Genomic DNA, 19,704 nt, shown 5'->3' on the forward strand with positions numbered 1-19,704 from the left:
AATAATCATTATTTTGTTCCTGTTATTAAAGTTTAGGAATTATTAAGTGAGCACACAAGAACTCAATCATAACCATCGTTATGAAATTAAATCTCCCGATGATGTTTCACAATTAATTTCCAAATTTGCAGGGAAGGGTAAATCGAATAAAGTTATTTGGTTGGCACTAATTGGGGTGTTTATTGATGCCTATGATTTAACAACGTTGTCCTTTGGTATTGAGCAAGTTATCTCAGAGTTTTCTTTAAGCCCTGTGATGACTGGTGTGGTGGCTTCAGCAATTGTCTGCGGAACCATTGTTGGAAACTTGATTGGTGGTTGGCTGACAGATAAAATCGGCCGTTATCGGGTCTTTATGGCGGATATGGTGCTGTTTGTCATTGCGGCAATTGTCGCTGGTTTTGCACCAAATGTTTGGGTGTTGATTTTAGCCCGATTTATTATGGGAATTAGTGTTGGTATTGATTTGCCTGTCGCAATGTCATACTTATCTGAGTTTTCTAAATTTAACGGGAGTAGCAACAAGGCAGCGCGTTTAGCAGCATGGTGCCCAATGTGGTATGCCGCTTCTTCGGTATGTTTTGGTCTAGTTCTCGCGCTTTATTTTCTTTTACCCCCTGAGCATAGCAACTGGTTATGGCGAGCATCTTTAATTTTTGGAGCAGTGCCAGCGTTACTCATTATTTTTATTCGCGGTAAATATTTAACTGAATCACCCATTTGGCTTGCAAACCAAGGCGATTTAAAAGGTGCGGCTAAAGTTCTACAAGAGTCCTATGCGATTCATGCAGTCGCTACAGTTGAAAAAGTAGAAAGAACTGCTGAAAAGAAAAAGCGCGAGGGTTTTGCAGTTTTATTTAATAAAACCTATTTGCCAAGAACGATTGTGGCAATTGTGATTCACATTTCGGTGGCATTTCAGTACACGACGATTGCCTTCTTTTTACCTTCTATTTTAACGCGTTTCTTTCATACCGATGTCTTGACGACCATTACTACAACACTCGGGCTTAATTTATTGTTTGCATTTACGGGCGGGCTGTTAGGCGTATTTGTTGCTAGCAGATTTAAATCTCGTCATGTGTTGCTTACAGGCTTTTTACTCCAGTTTATAGCCCTTATAGCCTTGGCATTCATTGGTGAACCCGGTAATAGCTTTTTACTCTATACCGCAATTGGCATGCTAGGTTTATGGCTTTTTGCTGAAGGCTTTGGGCCTGGGGCACAAATGATGGTTTATCCAACTATGGCTTATCCAGCTTCGATTCGTGGCGTTGGTGTCGGCTTTAACCGTGCGGTAACGGGTGTTGCCCAAGCAATTGCTTTGTTTGTTTTACCGATCTGGATGGCGGGATATAAAACTGATGTTTACCTGATTATTTCTATTTTTGCGTTTATTCCTTTGATTGTGATTGGACTACTGATTAAGTTTGAGCCTACCGCCCAAGATGTCGATGTTATCGATGAAGATAAAGCAGAACTTCCTCTCAATAATTCACCAGTAATCGACTAGAGTAAAACTAGATATCTAAATGAAAACAAAGGCCAACAATTGTTGGCCTTTGTTCTTGGAGTTAGAAGTAATAAGCAAAAATCACAAACGCTTTTTTGTTCCATTTATCATTGCTTCCACCAGCCGCAAGGCCTTCGCTATCGCCTAAATATGGGTCATGTTTACCCATCAGCAACTCGGCTTGTACCGTCAATTTTTGATAGTTAAAGGCAATGCCAGGAATAAAACGGGTGGAGTCTTTAAAGCCATCTTGCTCTTTTCGATAAGAACTATAGTTTAAGTACGGGCGAACAGAGGTAATTGGGCCAAATTGCTGAGGAAATAAATAGCTCAGTTCGGCTGAATAAATCTGACCTTTGGTTGCCGAGTTAAATGAATAATCGAAACCGCCCAAAGTTAGGTGGTCTTTATATTCAGTGTCAGCATTATCAATGTCTTGATAACCAGTCAAAAGCTGTAAATTCCATTGGTTATAATTGGTATTGCTAAAAACTGAATAGACTTGGCGATCGCCATCTTGCCCTGAACGCTTATTTTCAATAGTGGAATACCATGCAGAGGCGCCCAGTTGGGTAGAGAAGTTTTCTTGGCCTAAGACATTTTTAAAGGTATGAGCACCGCGAATAACAATAGAGTTCTTTTCTTGAGTATTGGTGCCTTGTGGTACAGAGTCATCCGCATTGACAGGGTTGATACTAAATCGACTCGAGTCTTTGCTTTTACCTCTATAGGTGCCACCATCGGTAGGATAAAAGGCGAGTTGTGCTTCATTGATTCCATCATTGAAATCATATTTCACCCCAAGGTTATGTACATCTTCCCAACCTGCACTATTGGCAATGCCTAAATAATAAGTATTTCCCCAAAAGCGACCCAAGCCAAAAGGAACTGGGTTTAAGCCAGCAATAATTTTACTGTTGTCATTAATTTTATAACCCAACCACGCATCGGTAAGCCAATTGGCATCGCCTAAACGTCCGTAATATTCATAAACCCGATAATCTAGGCGGCCAATCCATTTCGGGGAGTTGTAATCTAGCCATAATACCGCGTCATTAAACGAAAATTTACTGGTAGTGGGATCAGAGTCAAAGTCATAAACATATTTAGCTCGAACAGTACCACTCACTTTAAGTTGACCTTCTTCAGCATTACCAAAGGTAAGAGCCGCATGACTTGAAAGGCTGAATGTAATCAAAGACGTTGTAATTAATGTTTTTTTCAAAAATTGAGAATGTTTAAACAAAAGAATTTTTCTCCTCTTAAAAATAAAAATTAAATTTGCGTCATGTATAAACCAGAAAAAGATTTGTTCAAATCTTAATATTTGCAGAAGTTTTAAGATAAAAAGATAATAAAATCTGAACTTTATATAAAAGAATGAAAATTAATTAGATGCAAAACTCTGGATGCAATAAGCAAAAAATAAAAATGACGAAATGAGTAGGATAAAATAATTAGAGTAGGTATGTCAGGTTTTTCTCATCATGTGTTTTTTGAATATCCTTTTTAATTATTGATATATAAGTATTTTAATTTTATGGCTAATCTGTAAGTTTGGTTGATATTTGCTTTTTACCAAAAGATAAAAACTTATATGAAAAAGTTATTTATCAAAAATAGATAAGCAACTCATATTTTTTTATTTTTCATTATAAAGCCAGCTGCATACCATGAGCTTATATTATTGAAAGATCATGAAATTATGAGCACAAAGACCAAACCGTTGATTATCACGGCAATTGTGGTTGTAGCAATTGTTGCATTTATCGTATGGCAAAATAAAAAAGACAATAATACAAGTGCTTCAGTTCGCGACAGTAAACCTGTCATCATTGCTTATCAAACTGGGGTTGACCCAAGCAAAGTTGCGCAGGCCAATGGGGAATATGAAAAACATAGCCAACGTAACATTCAATGGAAAAAATTTGATGCGGGTTCAGACGTTGTAAACGCACTTGCTTCAGGTGATGTCGTACTTGGCAATATTGGCTCAAGTCCACTTGCTGCTGCGGCAAGCCGTGATTTACCGATTGAAGTATTCTTAATTACATCAAAACTTGGTGGATCTGAAGCATTAGTGGTAAGTAATAAATCAGGCATTAAAACTCCTCAAGATTTAATTGGCAAAACCATTGCTGTACCGTTTGTTTCAACAACCCATTACAGCCTTTTGTCGGCACTTAAACATTGGAACATTCCAGAAGACAAAGTAAAAATTATTAACTTGCGTCCACCTGAAATTTCAGCTGCTTGGGAACGTGGTGATATTGATGCAGCATATGTGTGGGAACCTGCTTTAAGTAAAGCCAAAGCATCTGGTACGGTTTTAACCGACTCAAAACAAGTGGGTGAATGGGGTGCTCCAACTTATGACTTATGGGTTGTGCGTAAAGATTTTGCAGAGAAAAATCCTGATTTCTTAAAAGCTTTTGTTAAAACTACGCTTGAGCAGCTTGAAAAATATAATCAAGATCCAGCCGCTTACGTTAAAGATGCCGATAACGTGCAAAAAATTGCGCAGCTTACAGGTTCTGATCCAAAAGATATCCCACTTTTATTAAGTGGAAATATTTACCTAGACCACGCTCAGCAAAAACAAACGTTAGATGGTGAATTTGCGCAAAATATTTTTGATACAGCGAAGTTCTTAAAAGGTCAGGGCAAGGTCGATCAACTTAAAGCCGATTATAAAGGCAATGTGAATTCTTCATTTTTGCAGCCTTAAGGAGTTGTCATGAGTGTACTAGAAGCCAAACATATTCATCTGACTTTTCCTAAACAGCAAAAGCCAGTTTTACAAGACATTAACCTAACCATTGAAGAAGGTACTTTAACCGTCATTTTGGGCGAGTCAGGTTGTGGCAAAACAACTTTGCTTAATATCTTGGCGGGGTTTCAAAAGCCGAGTTCAGGTGATGTGCTTGTAAATCATGAAGTGGTAAATGGACCAGATGTAACCCGCGCTGTCGTGTTTCAGGATCATGCACTCCTTCCTTGGTTGAATGTTGCAGATAATGTTGGCTTCGCTTTGCAGTTAAAAGGTTTAAAGCGCGCAGATATCGAAGCACAAGTGAATGCAATTTTAAAAATTGTAGGTTTAAGTCACGTTGAAAAAGCCAATATTTGGGAACTTTCCGGTGGTATGAAACAACGTGTTGGTATTGCCAGAGCTTTGATCAGCCACGCGCCGTTTATTTTATTAGATGAACCTTTTGCGGCATTAGATGCTTTTACGCGTGAAAACATGCAGCAGTTAGTGCTCGATTTATGGATTCAACAAAATAAAAGCTTCTTTTTAATTACTCATGACATTGAAGAAGCATTATTGCTCAGCAATCAGTTAGTTCTGATGACAGCGCATCCAGGCAAAATTGTAGAAACTCTACATCTCGATTTTGCTAATCGATATCGTCAGGGCGAGTCTATTCGTTCAATTAAATCGGACTCTCAATTTATTCAGCTCAGAGAGCAGTTATTTGAAAGTTTAAGGGCACAAAAGCAAAGCGGTAAGGAGGCGTTAACCACATGAGTACTAAAGATAACGTCTATGAATATGACAAAGCAGGGCTAAAACTTAAGCCAGATGTGCAAACAGAAAATGCTTCATTTCTATCGTCATTTTTTGAAAAGCATCGTACTTTGGCAGTTAGCATAATTAGTGTGGGAAGTGTGGTTGCACTCTGGTTCCTCATTACTGCTTTGCATGTCGTACCTGAACTGTTTTTACCGAGCCCACAGGCAGTTTGGCAAAAATTTATATCGGTCAGCCAAGAAGGCTTTATGAAGGCTACTTTGTGGCAACACTTGGCCGCTAGTATCTCTCGTGTATTTTTAGCTTTGATTGCTGCCGTGGTGATTGGTGTACCACTGGGCTTATGGATGGGCCTGAACAAATGGGTTCGCGCTGTTCTAGATCCTTTGGTTGAATTATTACGTCCAATTCCGCCGTTAGCTTATTTACCCTTACTCGTAATTTGGTTCGGTATTGGTGAAACCACAAAAGTACTTTTGATTTTCTTCTCGATTTTGGCGCCTGTCATTATTAGTAGTGCGCATGGTGTGTTAAGCCATCAGCTTAATCGTGAACGTGCTGCACTGTCGTTAGGAGCAAGTCAGGCACAAGTATTTTGGCATGTCATTTTACCAACAGCTTTACCTCATATTATTACCGGTATTCGTATTGGTCTTGGGGTGGGTTGGTCAACATTAGTTGCAGCAGAATTGGTTGCAGCGGACCGTGGTATTGGTTTTATGGTGCAATCGGCAGCACAGTTCTTAATTACCGATACGGTGATTCTGGGCATTATTGTGATTGCGATTGTCGCAGTTAGTTTTGAGCTGTTTTTACGTTGGTTACAAAAACAGTTTTCTCCTTGGTATGGTCAGCAGTTGTAGTAAAGAAGATGAATACAGTAGTAGCAAACTTAAATATTGAAGTGATCAAGCCTACCATTGGCGCAATTATTCACGATATTGATTTGAATGCGTTAAATGAACAGACAACGCAACAAATCCAGCAGGCTTTGCTTGATCATCAGGTCATTTTTTTTCGAAAGCAACAATTAGCGCCACAAGCACAAGCAGACTTGGCACGCAGTTTTGGCAGCTTACATGTGCACCCGATTTATCCTTCAATTGAAGATGTACCTGAGGTGATGGTGCTCGACAGTTGGAAACAAGACTTGCGTGACAATGAACTTTGGCACACAGATGTGACTTTTAGTAAAAATCCACCTTTAGGTTGTGTGTTGCAAGCCATTAAAATTCCACCTGTCGGCGGTGACACCCTGTGGTCGAGCAACACAGCAGCTTTTAAAGGGCTTTCGCTTGAGTTACAGCAAAAATTGCGTGGCTTAACTGCAACACACGATATTCGTAAGTCTTTTCCACTTGAGCGTTTTGCTCATAACGAAGAAGAACGTGAAAAGCTTTTGCAAACATTTAAGCGTAATCCACCAGTGGTTCACCCAGTGGTGCGTACCCATCCGGTTACAGGTGAGCCTTTGTTGTTTGTAAGCGAGGGTTTTACCACTCGAATTAATGAGTTACCTGAACAAGAAAGTGAGCAATTACTTAATTTCTTGTTTGAACATGCGACCCAAGAGCAATTTCATTTGCGTTGGAAGTGGCAAGATGGTGATATCGCGATTTGGGATAACCGTTGTACGCAACATAAAGCATTATTTGATTATGGCGATGCTCATCGCATCATGCACCGTGCAACCATTAACGGTGATGTGCCATTTTATAAAAGTGAACAACAGCCAGAGTTAGCCGAAGTTTAATTCTTTGGTTTTCAGCCGTTTCAATTCCAACGCAGCGTTTTGAGTTGGAATTGAAACAATAGCTCTTTAGCGCATTCCAAATCCTGACAATATGCCTGTGTAACTCTTTGCGGGAGGTGATGCCCAATCACCAACTTTGCTGGTTTTTAAATTTAACTGAACTAACATTTCAGCTTGTTTAACTGCTGCTGCAACGCCGTCAATAACAATCACTCCCAATTCGTTTTGTAGTTTTAGGCATAAATCACTCATACCTGCACAGCCCAAAACAATCGCATCGCTTTTATCTTCTACTAGTGCTTTTTTGCACTCATCTCGTATGGTTCGATAAGCATCTGAGTCAGAAAGCTCCAACTCTTCAACTCCAATGTCACAAGCTCGAACATTTTTGCAAAATGGTGTAGCCCCATAGCGATGAGCCAGATGCCAACTCATATTCACTGTGCGTTGTAAAGTTGTGACCACACTAAAACCAGTACTTACATAACTTGCAGTTCGCATAGCTGCTTCGGCAATCCCAATCACAGGCGCTGAAGTCATTTCACGGGCAGCATAAAGCGCAGGGTCACCAAAACAGGCAATAACATAAGCATTTACACCTAGAAATTCACCTTGGCGAATTTCTTCTAGCACACCTACTGCACTTAATGTTTCATCATAATAACTTTCAATCGTAGCAGGGCCCATTTGAGGACTTACTGCAATAATTTGAGTGTCAGAACCTGCGACTATCTTTGCTGATGCAGCAATTTTGTCTGTCATGCTTTGAGTGGTATTGGGGTTAATAATTTTAATTTTCATTGTACTTTTGCCTTAGTCATTGCCGATTTAGCATGGGCAAGCGGTTGGTTAAGAAATCGGTAAATGACAAAACCGAATCCCATCCCAATAAACCATGTGAAATTAGCAAGAGCAGATAATTGTGGTAACAGCACACATAGAATAGGAATTAATGAAGCTGGAATTAAGGCATAAAAGGCAGAGTGGTTATAACCATTTTTGTACCAATACAAACCTTTCGTATCTAAGGTATATAAATCATCTACCACAATTTTTTGTTTTTTAACGAGGTAAAAATCGGCGAGCAAAACGCCAAAAAGTGGACCGATAAATGCACCTAAAATATCAATGGTGTAATGGATCACTTGAGGGTTATTAAACAAATTCCATGGGGTAATGAAAATTGAACCTACTGCTGCAATCATTCCACCCATGCGCCAGCTAATTTTGCTCGGTGAAACATTAGAAAAATCAAATGCAGGTGAAACAAAGTTAGCGACAATATTAATCCCAATGGTGGCAATCATTAAGGTCAAGCTGCCTAAAATCACCACAAAGGTGTTATCCAGTTTTCCAACCATCTCGACAGGGTCTGTAATGAGTTTGCCGTAGACTGGAAGCGTTGCTGCAATACACACCACAGTTAGTAAAGAAAAGCCTAAGAAGTTAATCGGTAGTCCAAGAAAGTTCCCCATTTTAATGGCATTAAAACTTTTGCCATAACGAGAGAAATCACCAAAGTTCAGCATAGGCCCTGAAAAATATGAAACAACAAGCGCAATAGCCCCAATCATAACTGGTACAACCGCAAAACCATCGTATTGAACACCGCTCAAGTTTAAATCAATATTCTGCCAGCCAGCTTTCCAGATGAGCCATACTGCCATCGCAAACATCACAACGTAGACAGCCGGACCTGCCCAGTCAATAAACTTACGAATGCTGTCCATGCCAGACCAAAAAACAATCGCTTGAAGTAGCCAAAGCAGCATGAAGCCAACCCATCCTAAATAGGAAAGTCCAAGAAAGCCGTAATTTGAAACATCGGCATAGACTGACCATTCTGGAAAGAACTTTAAAATGACCAATAAGAAAGCACTTGATGCCAAATAGGTTTGAATGCCATACCATGCGACAGCAATAAGCCCACGAATAACAGCAGGAATATTTGCACCAAGCACACCGAAGGTTGCGCGGCAAATAACAGGATAGGGCGTACCAGTTTGTTGGCTAGACTTGGCAATCAAGTTTGTAAAAAACTGAACTATGGCAATGCCGATGAGTAAAGATAAAAGTACCTGCCAGCTATTGAGTCCTAGTGCAAAAAGGCTCCCAGCCATGACATAACCGCCGACACTATGAACATCAGACATCCAGAAAGCAAAAATATTATAAGCGCCCCATGTTTGTTTTTTTAAAGGAGCTAAGTCTTGATTTGTCAGTTTTGCATCATAAGAAGGTTTAATTATTGCTTCGGTATTATTCATCTTGAACACTCACTTCCTTAAGATGGAGGCACTTTCAGCAGCATTGTTTTTCTGTCTAAAAGAATGAAATTAATATTGTGTACAATGTGATATTTAAATTGTGCACAATATTAATTGAGCAAAAGTTATGCCAAATTTACGAAGTAGCGCTTATGAGTTATTTAAACTGGTATGGATTTTGGATATGAAGAGACAGATTTATAAAATGGGAAGTGCTTAATTTTTTATAAAAAGTAAGTAAATTGAGGTGTATAAGTGGATATTTAGAGATTTAATATTGAATCGTTCAGCTCAGTATAGATGGTGTGAAAATAAGAGCAATATTCCAAAACGCTTAAGTTAAACTTACACTATTGTCATTAGATAAAGTTTTAAAAAGAGGAGGCATTAATAAAAATGGAGAAATCAATGCCATCGAATGCACCAAAAAAAGCCGTAGAAATGAGTAATGATGAAATTGATGACCATATATATAACGCTATTGTAGATGCTATTTTAAATCGACAACTTGCCCCTGGTGCACGTTTAGTAGAAGCACCTTTGTGTGAAGCATTCGGTGTAACGCGAGGAGTGTTAAGACGTGTTTTCGTGAAACTTGCTCATGATAAGGTCATCGAAATTCAGCCCAATCGTGGAGCACTCATCGCAAAACATAGTGCTCATGAAACAAAAGAGGTCTTTGAAGCACGTAGCATGCTTGAAATCGCCACTGTAAAAAAGCTAGCTCAAAAGTCACATAGCCTAGATTTTAGTGAGCTTCGAGGTTTAGTAGATCAAGAGTCTCATGAGCGTTTAGCTGGAAATTGGGCCGAGTGGATTAAGTTATCAGGTCAATTTCATTTAAAGCTGATTGAAGCAAATCTAAATACGATTATGACCAGTTATTTGCAGACGCTTATTGCAAGGACTTCGTTATTAATTGGGTTATATGAAATTCCAAAACATAATAATTGTTCGGCAGATGAACATCGCGCAATTTTAGATGCAATTGAACAAGGCGATGAAAAACGAGCCACCCAATTGATGGAAGAGCATTTAGAACACTACGCGACGACATTTGTTGAAGAAGACAGCACAGCAACAGCAGAGCAAAATTTATTAAATTTATTTAAAAATAAGAAAATTGAAACCATTCAAACTAACTAAAAAATAATGGGCCATTTCCTATGGAAAAGGCCCAGATTGGTTATTTTATAGGAATGATTTGATGCGTTAAAAAATCAATAAATAGTTTTACTTTCTTCGATAAAATTTTACGGTTTGGCCATGTGACATATAAGTGAAGTGGCTGACTAGTGTAGTCCTCCAAACATTTCTGTAATTTACCTTCTTTGTAGTAAGGCTCTGCAATAAACTCTGGAAGAAAGACGATACCGTGATCTTTCAAGCACATATCTAATAATAATTCACCATTATTACAGGTCATCACAGGGAAGCAATTGAAAGACACTTCCTTCTGATCTTTTTGGAAAATCAGTTTTTTATGTCGGCTATCTTGATAATAAATTAAAAACTTATGATCTTTAAGTTCTTCTAAAGAGGCTGGTAATCCATGCTGATTGAAATACTCAGGTGTTGCATATAAATATCGTTGGTAGGTATTTAATATTTTACTATTTGCCAAATTTGGAGGGGAGCCATCTACACGAATGGTTAAATCAAATTTATTATTATTCATGTCTAGTAGTTGATCAGTCATGAATAGATCAATTTTAATGCTGGGATATTTCTCAATAAAGTCTGAAATGATATTTTGAAGAAAAATATTGCTAAAAGACATCGGCGTATTGAGCTTGAGTTCGCCTTCTGGGTACTGCTGATTATAGCTAATTTCGTAGGCAGCCCATTCAAACTCACTTAAAATGACTTTGCTATGCTGATAAAACTTTTCTCCACAAGAGGTGAGGTTCATCTGTCTTGTGGTTCGGGTTAACAGTGTAGTTTTTAGGTCATTTTCGAGGTAGCAAACACGTTTGGCCACTAAATCACGTGAGATGTCGAGTGCTCTGGCTGCGCTACTAAAATTCCCATGTTCTACGACACTTACAAAAGTGGAAATACAGTCTAATCGATCCATGGTTAAGCAAAAGTTAAAAAAATATATATCAATGATTAAACTATAAAAATTAAAAAGCAATCATTGATTTTATTGTATTCGTACAGCATACAGATTCGTGCTGATTTGCTGTCTATGCTTTTACATTTTTATCTGTTTTGATAATGACCAGTAAGCAATTTTAATGCATTACTCATAAGGAATAATGGAGTTTACCCATGAATAAGTCACTTTTAGAACAACTTTCACCAACAAATTGTCAGGTTATTTTTATTGATCATCAGCCACAAATGGCTTTTGGGGTACAGTCAATAGATCGCCAAGTATTAAAGAATAATACGGTAGGATTAGCAAAAGCAGCTAAAACATTCAATATTCCTGTCACTATTACTACGGTTGAAACTGAAAGCTTCTCTGGTCATACCTATCCAGAACTTTTAGATGTATTTCCAGATGCTCCATTACTAGAACGTACTTCAATGAATTCATGGGATGACCAAAAAGTACGTGATTCGCTTGCAAAAAATAATCGTAAGAAAGTGATTGTTTCAGGTTTGTGGACTGAAGTGTGCAATAACACCTTTGCTTTTGGTGCCATGCTTGAAGGCGATTATGAAATTTATATGGTTGCCGATGCTTCTGGTGGTACATCGAAAGAGGCACATGATTATTCTATGCAACGTATGATTCAAGCAGGTGTTGTTCCAGTAACTTGGCAACAAGTCTTACTTGAATGGCAACGTGATTGGGCACACCGTGATACGTATGATGCAGTTATGGCAATTGTACGTGAGCATTCTGGTGCTTACGGTATGGGTGTGGACTATGCCTATACGATGGTACATAAGGCGCCTGAACGTACAACATCAAAACACGAAGTACTTGCACCAGTTCCTGCAAAATAAAACAGTACTGATTTAGGTAAAGGCATGTCTAGTATTCAATATTTAAGTGATATTAATACAGATATGCCTTTATTTTTTAGAACGATAATTCACAAGAATGGAGTTCAGAATGACCGAAATAAACCTCATACTCATAAACGGTAAAATCACAACACTAGATCCTCAGAGCCCCGAAGTACAAGCGATTGCGATTGCAGATGGTAAAGTCGTACGTACGGGTACAAATGATGAGGTTATGAAGCTCGCAACACCTACAAGCAAAGTCGTAGACTTAAATGGCCGTCGCGTTATACCGGGCCTAAATGACAGTCATCTGCATATTATTCGTGGTGGCCTAAATTACAATATGGAACTGCGCTGGGAAGGTGTGCCATCCGTTGCAGATGCATTACGCTTACTTAAAGACCAAGCAGATAATACGCCAGCTCCGCAATGGGTTCGTGTAGTAGGTGGTTGGACCGAGTTTCAGTTTGCTGAAAAGCGTTTACCGACTTTAGAAGAAATTAATAAAGCTGCACCAGATACTCCTGTATTCGTTTTACATTTATACGCCAGTGCCTTGTTGAACCGAGCTGCGCTTGATGTATTAGGCTTTAATAAAGACACGCCAGACCCACCGGGTGGCAAGATTGTAAGAGATGAAAAGGGTGAGCCAACAGGTCTCTTGCTCGCAACGCCATCCGCTATGATTTTATATTCGACCTTAGGGAAAGCACCAAAATTGCCAGTTGAAGACCAAGTCAATTCAACTCGTCATTTCATGCGTGAGTTGAACCGATTAGGTATTACTTCAGCAATTGATGCGGGTGGCGGCGGTCAAAACTATCCTGAAGATTATGATGTGATTAAGCAATTACACGATCAAAATCAAATGACAGTGCGAATCGCTTATAACCTATTTGCTCAGAAGGCAGGCCAAGAGCTTGATGACTATCGCCGTTGGACAGAAATGACATTTCCGGGTGATGGTGATGAGTTATTTAGAATGAATGGAGCAGGTGAGAACCTGACTTGGTCAGCGGGTGACTTCGAAGATTTCTATGAGCCACGTCCGGATTTACCGGAAAAAATGGAAGGTGAACTCGAAGCCATTGTAGAGCACTTGGCTGAAAAGAAATGGCCATTCCGTATTCATGCAACCTATGATGAAAGTATTAATCGTTTGCTCAATGTCTTTGAGAAAGTAAATTCAAAACAGCCGTTTGCAACTCGATTTATTATTGACCATGCCGAAACTGTATCTGAGCGTAATATCGAACGTATTGGTGCGTTGGGTGGTGGTATTGCCATTCAACACCGTATGGCATATCAAGGTGAGATTTTCGTAAAACGCTATGGCGCCGAAGCTGCTCAGGCAACGCCACCAGTTAAGAAAATGTTAGAACTTGGTGTTCCTGTGGGTGCTGGGACAGATGCGACTCGTGTTGCATCCTATAACCCTTGGGTGTGTTTGTATTGGCTAAGTACGGGTAAAACAGTTGGTGGTTTGCCACTCTATGATGAAAAAAATCTGTTAGATCGCCAAACAGCACTCAAACTCTGGACTAAAGGTTCGGCTTGGTTCTCGGGTGAAAAAGATGTCAAAGGATCACTCACAGCAGGTGAGCTTGCTGATCTGGTCGTATTGTCCGATGACTACTTCAAGGTTGAAGCAGAAGATATCCAGTGGATTGAGTCTGTACTCACTGTTTTAGGTGGAAAAGTGGTATATGCAGGTGCAGAGTTTAAGCAAGACGATCCACCGTTACCACCAGCATCTCCAACATGGTCGCCAGTAAAACGCTTTGGCGGTCAGTGGCGTTTATCTGAAAATCGTAATGCCCCTTCGAATCAATCATTACAGTCACAAAGTGCATTGTGTGAATGTGCTAGCAGTTGTGGCATGCATGGGCATAGTCACTCTTGGATGCTTGATGTTCCTGTAAATGATAAAGATAAAAAGTCTTTCTGGGGTGCACTCGGGTGTTCTTGTTTTGCATTTTAAATAAAACAGTTTGGGAACCTGCCTCGTTAAATGGCTTGCTTCCCTAAGGTATGTACGATGAAAATGTACTTGTTATCTTTGGCTGTAGGGTTGCTCGTTGGTGTCTTATATTACGTTTTAAATGTTAAGTCACCAGCTCCACCTCTTGTTGCATTAGTTGGATTATTAGGCATGGTAATAGGAGAGCAACTCCTTCCTTTTATCAAATCCTATTTTTAATCCGTTTCATTCAAAAAAGCTAAATGGTGTCGTGCCATTTAGCTTTTTATATTAATAAGTGTCTTCAATTACTTTATACGACGACCTTGTTCATCAATAATCACTTCACCATCTTCTTTTGCAAAATAGCCTAAGTTTTTTGAATCTAAAATGTCGAGCACCACTTCAGAAGGGCGGCAAAGTCGTGTGCCTTTTAGTGTAACCACGAATGGGCGATTAATTAAAATTGGGTACCGAACCATAAAATCAATTAACTGCTCATCGGTCCAGTTGTCTTGTTCTATCTCTAAATCTTTATATGGGTCAACATTTTTACGAATGGCTTTACGTACAGTTAAGTTTGAATCCTTAATGAGTTGAATCAATTCATCTTTACTCGGTGGTGTTTTTAAATATTCAATAATACTGGGTTCAATCCCAGCATGACGAATAAGTGCCAATGTATTTCGCGAGGTTCCGCAAGCAGGGTTATGGTAAATCTTCACTAGCTCAGTCATGGTAAATTCAGGGTCGAATTAAGATATTGCATTTATATATGGATATCCGTATATTTGCAATAACGAATATATTCTGTTGAAGATATGATCAACCAAGTCGATTTCTTTAAATGTCTATCTGACCAAACTCGGTTAAAAATTCTTAAATTAGTTCTAAATAAACAAAATATTTGTGTCTGTGAGCTAACTGAACAACTGGATTTGAGCCAACCTAAAATTTCCAGACATTTAGCTTTACTGCGTACCCACGGTATTTTACTAGACACGCGGCAAGGGCAATGGGTGTATTACAGTGTCAACCCTGATTTACCAAGTTGGGCCGTTGAAGTTTTGAAAATTATAGGAAACCAAGATGAAAGTTTAGTGAATCAATCATCTTCACAGTTTTCGTCAATTTCTACTTATTGTGAGTAAAAACATGAAATTTTTATTTTTATGCACTGGAAACAGTTGCCGTAGCATTTTGTCAGAAGTTTTATTTAACAGTCGTGCACCAAAAGGTTGGAAAGCTTACAGTGCTGGCAGTAAACCATCAGGGCAGGTACATCCACTCACGCTCGAAACGCTTGAAAATTTAGGTCTTTCAACAGAAGGCTTATGGAGTAAAACTATTGATGACTGTGAACAATATCAACCAGATGTTGTGATTACAGTTTGTGATGCTGCTGCTCAAGAAGCATGTCCACTTTATTTAGGTGGCGCAATCAAAGCACATTGGGGACTGAGTGACCCATCACATCTTGATTTGCCAAAAGAAGAAAAACTCAAAGCTTTTCAAGATACAGTGAATCATATTAATCGTCGTTTAGATGCCTTGTTTGCTTTAGATGTGGCACATTTAAATCGGTCACATTTGATTGCTGAGATTAATAAAATCTCTAATATTGAGTAAGAGAGCCGAGATGACTAAGCAAAAGCTTTCTTTTTTAGATCGGAACCTAACGCTATGGATTTTTATTGCCATGGGTTTAGGTGTGGCAATAGGTGTTTTTTTTCCTCAGGCCTCGGTTTCTTTGAATCAAATGAGTGTGGATAACGTTAATATTCCAATCGCAATCGGCTTAATTTTAATGATGTATCCGCCTTTAGCAAAGGTAGATTATGCTGCGTTACCAGAAGTATTTAAAGATAAGAAAACCTTAACTTTATCGTTGGTACAGAACTGGATTATTGCTCCAGTATTAATGTTTATCCTTGCGATTGTTTTCTTACATAGCTATCCAGAGTATATGACTGGTCTTATTTTGATTGGCTTGGCACGTTGTATTGCAATGGTATTGGTCTGGAATGGCTTGGCTTGTGGTGATAACCAATATGTCGCAGCGTTGGTTGCTTTTAACAGCATTTTCCAAATTCTGTTCTTTAGCACTTATGCATGGTTATTCTTAACCTTTTTGCCGCCGTATTTTGGCGTGGCAGGGCAAGTCATTGATGTGAATTTTTGGACTATTACACATGCGGTTTTGGTGTACTTAGGTATTCCATTCTTAATGGGGTTCTTGACGCGTTTGATTTTAGTCAAGTCGAAAGGTTTGGAATGGTATCAAACTAAATTTTTACCAAAAATCAGCCCGATTAGTTTAATTGCTTTACTTTTTACCATTGTGGCGATGTTTAGCCTAAAAGGTGGCGATGTGGTGAGCTTACCTTTAGATGTATTACGTATTGCAATCCCACTGACGATTTACTTTGTGGTGATGTTCTTCATTAGCTTCTTTATGAGTAAACGTATGGGGAATAACTATCCACGTACCACAGCCATTTCCTTTACCGCTGCGGGCAACAACTTTGAGTTAGCTTTAGCGGTTGCGATTGCAACATTTGGTTTAGCGTCACCTGTAGCATTTACCACAGTGATAGGACCATTGGTTGAAGTTCCGGTTTTAATTTCACTCGTTTCAGTTTCTCTTTGGCTCAAGAAAAAGTATTTCTCACATGAACAGTCTTAACAATGATTTATCCAATTTGGCATTAAATCTTTTAGATAAGCCTACCTTTGAACAAGTGCAAGCACAGCAACTTGAACATCCACCACGCATTCTATTGCTATATGGTTCTAATCGTGAGCGTTCTTATAGCCGTTTTGCTGTGTTGACGGCTGGACGAATTCTTGAATATTTAGGTGCGGAGGTCAAAATCTTTCATCCTAAAGGTTTACCTTTACCTGAGGATGCAGAAACAGATCATCCGAAAGTGCAAGAGTTGCATGAGCTTTTAGCTTGGGCAGAAGGTATGGTGTGGTGTTCACCAGAACGTCATGGTGCAATGAGTTCGATTTTAAAAGCTCAGATTGATTGGATTCCCCTAGCTGGCGGAGCAATTCGTGCAACACAAGGTAAAACATTAGCTGTTATGCAGGTTAGTGGAGGTTCTCAATCTTTCAATGCTGTGAATCAAATGCGCATTTTAGGACGCTGGATGCGTATGATTACGATCCCGAATCAGTCTTCGGTTGCTAAAGCTTTTTTAGAGTTTGAAGAAGATGGAAGTATGAAACCATCCTCTTACTATGATCGAATTGTCGATGTAATGGAGGAACTCTATAAGTTCACTTTATTAACACGTGGACAAAAACAATATCTGACAGATCGTTATTCGGAACGTAAAGAATCTGCAGAAGAATTATCTAAACGAATTAATCAAAAATAGTAGATTGATGATAATAAAAAGTGCTCACATTAGAGCACTTTTTATTGCCTAGATTTTGCACTCAGGCCATTGTGGGCAAAAGTTTTTGCAATAGTTCAATAAAGTTTGAAACTTTCGCTGAATTTTCATTTTCACGTGTAATCAAGTAAATAGGCGCATTCATTTTTATAGAGTCATCAAACTCACGATATACAATTTCATGTTCCCAAAAGTTATGCATTGAGGCTGGCACAATCGTTATACCAATTCCAGCAGCGACTAAATTTAATGTTGCAGTAGGACGAGGTGCTTCCTGAATAATGCGTGGACTAAAGCCTGCTTGATAACAGCTATATAAAATATTGTCATATAAACCTTGTCCTGAAGAACGACGGTATAAAACAAAATTTTCATCTGATAAGTCATTTGAGCTAATTTTTTCTTTTTGTGTAAGTGGGTGGCCCATTGGTAATGCCACTACCATTGGCTCATCTAATATATGAAGATGCTTTAGCCCAATATCACGGCTGATGGGTGCTCTTAAAAAAGCGATATCAAGTTTCTCTGAGATTAATCGATCTAATTGTTTTTGGCTGCCTGCTTCTTCAAGTTTGGTTAGTACCTTTGGATATATTTCTCGATATGACCGTAATACGAGTGAAATGAGCGGATGCAAACCTGCGGAACTTGTAAAACCAATATTGAGTTGTCCAGTTTTACCTTGGCTAACATCTTGGACTAATTTTGGAATATGTCTGGCATGTTCTAATAAAAGTTGTGCTTCTTTAAATAAGGCTAAACCCGCTTCTGTGGGTTCAATACCACGAGGCTGGCGAATAAGTAACTGTGTACCGAGTTCTTCTTCAAGCTTTTTGAGTAAACGCGTCAAAGGCGGCTGTTGAATAAATAATCGGTTTGCTGCATGCGTGATATTTTTTTCTTCTACTACCACCACAAAGGCATGAAGCTTATGTAAATCTAGCATAGGAATACCTTTAGGGTATGGTTAGTGAAAATAAAAGCATTTGTAGATATATCATAAAAGTAGCATTCTATTTTGGTCAGATAAAGTGAAAAGTAACGAAAATGAACCATGTTGAGATTGCTGTGCAGAAGGAGACCGTACCGACCTGCACAGAACTGTTTTTAGGTTTTTTAACATTAGGTTTAATCGGATTTGGTGGTGTATTGCCTTTAGCGCGTAAAGTCGTTGTAGAGCAAAGGCAGTGGCTAAGTCCTGAAAAATTCACTGAGTTACTGGGTCTGTGTCAATTTTTACCGGGCGGCAATATCATTAATTTATCTGTAGCGATTGGCATGGAGTTTCGCGGTGTCCGTGGCGCGGTGAGTTCACTGATTGGGTTGATCCTTGCGCCTACGATAATTGTTGTACTTTTACATTATGTCTATGAGCAGTTCCAAGATAACCTTATGGTTAAGCATCTTTTTGAAGGGCTGGGAGCAGCAGCGGCAGGGCTTTTGGTGGCAACAGGTTTGAAAATGCTTAAGCCTTTATTACGTAACCCAATAGCGATGTGTGTTGTTGTGGCAGCAATTGTTAGCATTGCTTTTCTAAAAATCTCCTTGCTTTTGACCATGCTGATTTTGTTGGCACTTTATTCAACTATTATTTGGAGACGTGTGTAATGGGCGCAGTTCTACTTACTTTAGCCATCATTTTTACTCAATTGTCTCTTATTGCATTTGGTGGCGGCAATACAATTTTGCCTGAAATGCAACGCCAAGTGGTTGATATTCATCATTGGATGACGGCACAAGAATTTAGTGCATTATTTGCCATGGCTCAAGCAGCACCCGGTCCAAACATGATGATTGTACCGTTGGTAGGATGGCATGTAGCAGGGTTGTCAGGTCTACTGGTAACGTCTACTGCTAAATTTTTACCTTCATCAATTATTACTGTGTTTGTAATGAGAGGTTGGTCAAAATTTAAAGATAAGAAATGGCGCCGTGTTTTACAGCTTGCTTTACAACCTGTCACTGTGGGAACTGTGCTTGCCAGTGCGTGGATTATTTCTGAGGCAGCGGCAATAAATACTTTACTTGTCATTATGGTCGTCATTGCAACTTTATTATCTTTAATTAAAAAAGTTCATCCCTTGCATGTCTTAATTGCTGGGGCGGTATTTGGTGTAGTCTTACTCTAGTTTAACCAGTTTGCCGACTTGCGCTGGATGAGTTCAGGTTGGCTTTTTTTGATTTAAGTAAATAATAATTAAATCTAAAAAACCGATCAAATCTATAAAAACATACTGTTTCACCTATTCTATTTTTTAACGTACTATGCATCTATTGAAAGAATTTGGATGCATTGGAGTAAAAACAG

21 protein-coding genes are annotated in these 19,704 nt (G+C 39.0%); 15 read left to right on the forward strand and 6 right to left on the reverse strand.

The genetic code is table 11. The features are described 5' to 3' along the window. Positions 1-46: 46 nt before the first annotated feature. Positions 47-1,513 carry an MFS transporter gene (locus ODQ17_RS10815; protein WP_322903544.1) on the forward strand — a complete coding sequence of 489 codons (1,467 nt, stop codon included), beginning with the start codon at positions 47-49 and terminating at the stop codon, positions 1,511-1,513. A gap of 61 nt (positions 1,514-1,574) precedes the next feature. Here the strand turns inward: ODQ17_RS10815 and ODQ17_RS10820 are convergent, their stop codons facing one another. Then, complete coding sequence (locus ODQ17_RS10820) at positions 1,575-2,759, reverse strand: hypothetical protein (RefSeq protein WP_322903546.1); 1,185 nt, start codon at positions 2,757-2,759, stop codon at positions 1,575-1,577. A 441-nt stretch (positions 2,760-3,200) separates the two neighbouring features. On the opposite strand from ODQ17_RS10820, the gene tauA reads away from it, so the two are divergent. The 4 genes from tauA to tauD are packed head-to-tail and all read left to right on the forward strand — an operon-like array spanning position 3,201 to position 6,801. Continuing rightward, the gene (gene tauA / locus ODQ17_RS10825; protein ID WP_199942230.1) at positions 3,201-4,241 is read left to right on the forward strand and encodes a taurine ABC transporter substrate-binding protein; all 1,041 of its coding nucleotides are present in this window, start codon (positions 3,201-3,203) and stop codon (positions 4,239-4,241) included. Positions 4,242-4,250: 9 nt separating this feature from the next. Next, positions 4,251-5,045: a taurine ABC transporter ATP-binding protein gene (locus tag ODQ17_RS10830; RefSeq protein ID WP_322903549.1), complete on the forward strand. Its 795-nt coding sequence runs from the start codon at positions 4,251-4,253 to the stop codon at positions 5,043-5,045. Further along, positions 5,042-5,911 carry a taurine ABC transporter permease TauC gene (tauC, locus tag ODQ17_RS10835; protein ID WP_002114284.1) on the forward strand — a complete coding sequence of 290 codons (870 nt, stop codon included), beginning with the start codon at positions 5,042-5,044 and terminating at the stop codon, positions 5,909-5,911. The genes ODQ17_RS10830 and tauC overlap by 4 nt, the downstream gene beginning before the upstream one ends. Positions 5,912-5,919: 8 nt before the next feature. Beyond that, positions 5,920-6,801, forward strand: coding sequence for a taurine dioxygenase (gene tauD / locus ODQ17_RS10840; RefSeq protein ID WP_322903552.1), 882 nt, complete (start codon positions 5,920-5,922; stop codon positions 6,799-6,801). A gap of 66 nt (positions 6,802-6,867) precedes the next feature. Here tauD and ODQ17_RS10845 read toward each other — a convergent pair whose 3' ends face one another. Next, complete coding sequence (locus ODQ17_RS10845) at positions 6,868-7,602, reverse strand: aspartate/glutamate racemase family protein (RefSeq protein ID WP_322903554.1); 735 nt, start codon at positions 7,600-7,602, stop codon at positions 6,868-6,870. Then, a complete protein-coding gene (locus tag ODQ17_RS10850) occupies positions 7,599-9,068 on the reverse strand; it encodes an NCS1 family nucleobase:cation symporter-1 (protein ID WP_322903556.1) in 1,470 nt (489 codons plus the stop codon). Before ODQ17_RS10850 ends, ODQ17_RS10845 begins: the two co-directional genes overlap by 4 nt. Positions 9,069-9,464: 396 nt before the next feature. On the opposite strand from ODQ17_RS10850, the gene ODQ17_RS10855 reads away from it, so the two are divergent. Next, positions 9,465-10,214, forward strand: coding sequence for a GntR family transcriptional regulator (locus ODQ17_RS10855; RefSeq protein WP_322903558.1), 750 nt, complete (start codon positions 9,465-9,467; stop codon positions 10,212-10,214). Between the two features lie 40 nt (positions 10,215-10,254). Here ODQ17_RS10855 and ODQ17_RS10860 read toward each other — a convergent pair whose 3' ends face one another. Then, positions 10,255-11,145 (reverse strand): LysR family transcriptional regulator, encoded by an 891-nt coding sequence (locus ODQ17_RS10860; RefSeq protein WP_013198164.1) that lies wholly within the window; start codon positions 11,143-11,145, stop codon positions 10,255-10,257. 197 nt (positions 11,146-11,342) lie between these two features. Between ODQ17_RS10860 and ODQ17_RS10865 the strand changes: the two genes are divergently transcribed. The 3 genes from ODQ17_RS10865 to ODQ17_RS10875 all read left to right on the forward strand — a co-directional run bounded on the left by ODQ17_RS10865 (position 11,343) and on the right by ODQ17_RS10875 (position 14,232). After that, the gene (locus ODQ17_RS10865) at positions 11,343-12,029 is read left to right on the forward strand and encodes a hydrolase (RefSeq protein ID WP_003651277.1); all 687 of its coding nucleotides are present in this window, start codon (positions 11,343-11,345) and stop codon (positions 12,027-12,029) included. A 109-nt stretch (positions 12,030-12,138) separates the two neighbouring features. Beyond that, the gene (locus ODQ17_RS10870; protein WP_322903562.1) at positions 12,139-14,013 is read left to right on the forward strand and encodes an amidohydrolase; all 1,875 of its coding nucleotides are present in this window, start codon (positions 12,139-12,141) and stop codon (positions 14,011-14,013) included. Positions 14,014-14,070: 57 nt separating this feature from the next. Continuing rightward, on the forward strand, positions 14,071-14,232 hold the full coding sequence (locus tag ODQ17_RS10875) for a DUF1427 family protein (RefSeq protein WP_000784879.1): 162 nt from the start codon (positions 14,071-14,073) through the stop codon (positions 14,230-14,232). A 68-nt stretch (positions 14,233-14,300) separates the two neighbouring features. On the opposite strand, the gene arsC is transcribed toward ODQ17_RS10875, so the two are convergent. After that, on the reverse strand, positions 14,301-14,729 hold the full coding sequence (gene arsC / locus ODQ17_RS10880) for an arsenate reductase (glutaredoxin) (protein WP_322903564.1): 429 nt from the start codon (positions 14,727-14,729) through the stop codon (positions 14,301-14,303). An 84-nt stretch (positions 14,730-14,813) separates the two neighbouring features. On the opposite strand from arsC, the gene ODQ17_RS10885 reads away from it, so the two are divergent. The 4 genes from ODQ17_RS10885 to arsH are packed head-to-tail and all read left to right on the forward strand — an operon-like array spanning position 14,814 to position 17,378. Then, positions 14,814-15,143, forward strand: a complete 330-nt coding sequence (locus ODQ17_RS10885; protein WP_322903565.1) for a metalloregulator ArsR/SmtB family transcription factor — start codon at positions 14,814-14,816, stop codon at positions 15,141-15,143. A gap of 4 nt (positions 15,144-15,147) precedes the next feature. After that, positions 15,148-15,621, forward strand: a complete 474-nt coding sequence (locus ODQ17_RS10890; protein WP_322903567.1) for an arsenate reductase ArsC — start codon at positions 15,148-15,150, stop codon at positions 15,619-15,621. A gap of 10 nt (positions 15,622-15,631) precedes the next feature. Then, positions 15,632-16,678 carry an ACR3 family arsenite efflux transporter gene (gene arsB / locus ODQ17_RS10895; RefSeq protein ID WP_322903569.1) on the forward strand — a complete coding sequence of 349 codons (1,047 nt, stop codon included), beginning with the start codon at positions 15,632-15,634 and terminating at the stop codon, positions 16,676-16,678. Continuing rightward, positions 16,665-17,378, forward strand: a complete 714-nt coding sequence (gene arsH, locus ODQ17_RS10900) for an arsenical resistance protein ArsH (RefSeq protein ID WP_322903571.1) — start codon at positions 16,665-16,667, stop codon at positions 17,376-17,378. The genes arsB and arsH overlap by 14 nt, the downstream gene beginning before the upstream one ends. A 61-nt stretch (positions 17,379-17,439) precedes the next feature. On the opposite strand, the gene ODQ17_RS10905 is transcribed toward arsH, so the two are convergent. Next, positions 17,440-18,342: a LysR family transcriptional regulator gene (locus tag ODQ17_RS10905; protein WP_322903573.1), complete on the reverse strand. Its 903-nt coding sequence runs from the start codon at positions 18,340-18,342 to the stop codon at positions 17,440-17,442. A gap of 101 nt (positions 18,343-18,443) precedes the next feature. Between ODQ17_RS10905 and ODQ17_RS10910 the strand changes: the two genes are divergently transcribed. Then, positions 18,444-19,004: a chromate transporter gene (locus ODQ17_RS10910; protein WP_013198158.1), complete on the forward strand. Its 561-nt coding sequence runs from the start codon at positions 18,444-18,446 to the stop codon at positions 19,002-19,004. Next, positions 19,004-19,525 (forward strand): chromate transporter, encoded by a 522-nt coding sequence (locus ODQ17_RS10915; protein ID WP_009388239.1) that lies wholly within the window; start codon positions 19,004-19,006, stop codon positions 19,523-19,525. The genes ODQ17_RS10910 and ODQ17_RS10915 overlap by 1 nt, the downstream gene beginning before the upstream one ends. Positions 19,526-19,704 lie beyond the last annotated feature (179 nt).

The organism is Acinetobacter sp. IRS14 (assembly GCF_034650275.1).
GTDB lineage: Bacteria > Pseudomonadota > Gammaproteobacteria > Pseudomonadales > Moraxellaceae > Acinetobacter > Acinetobacter oleivorans.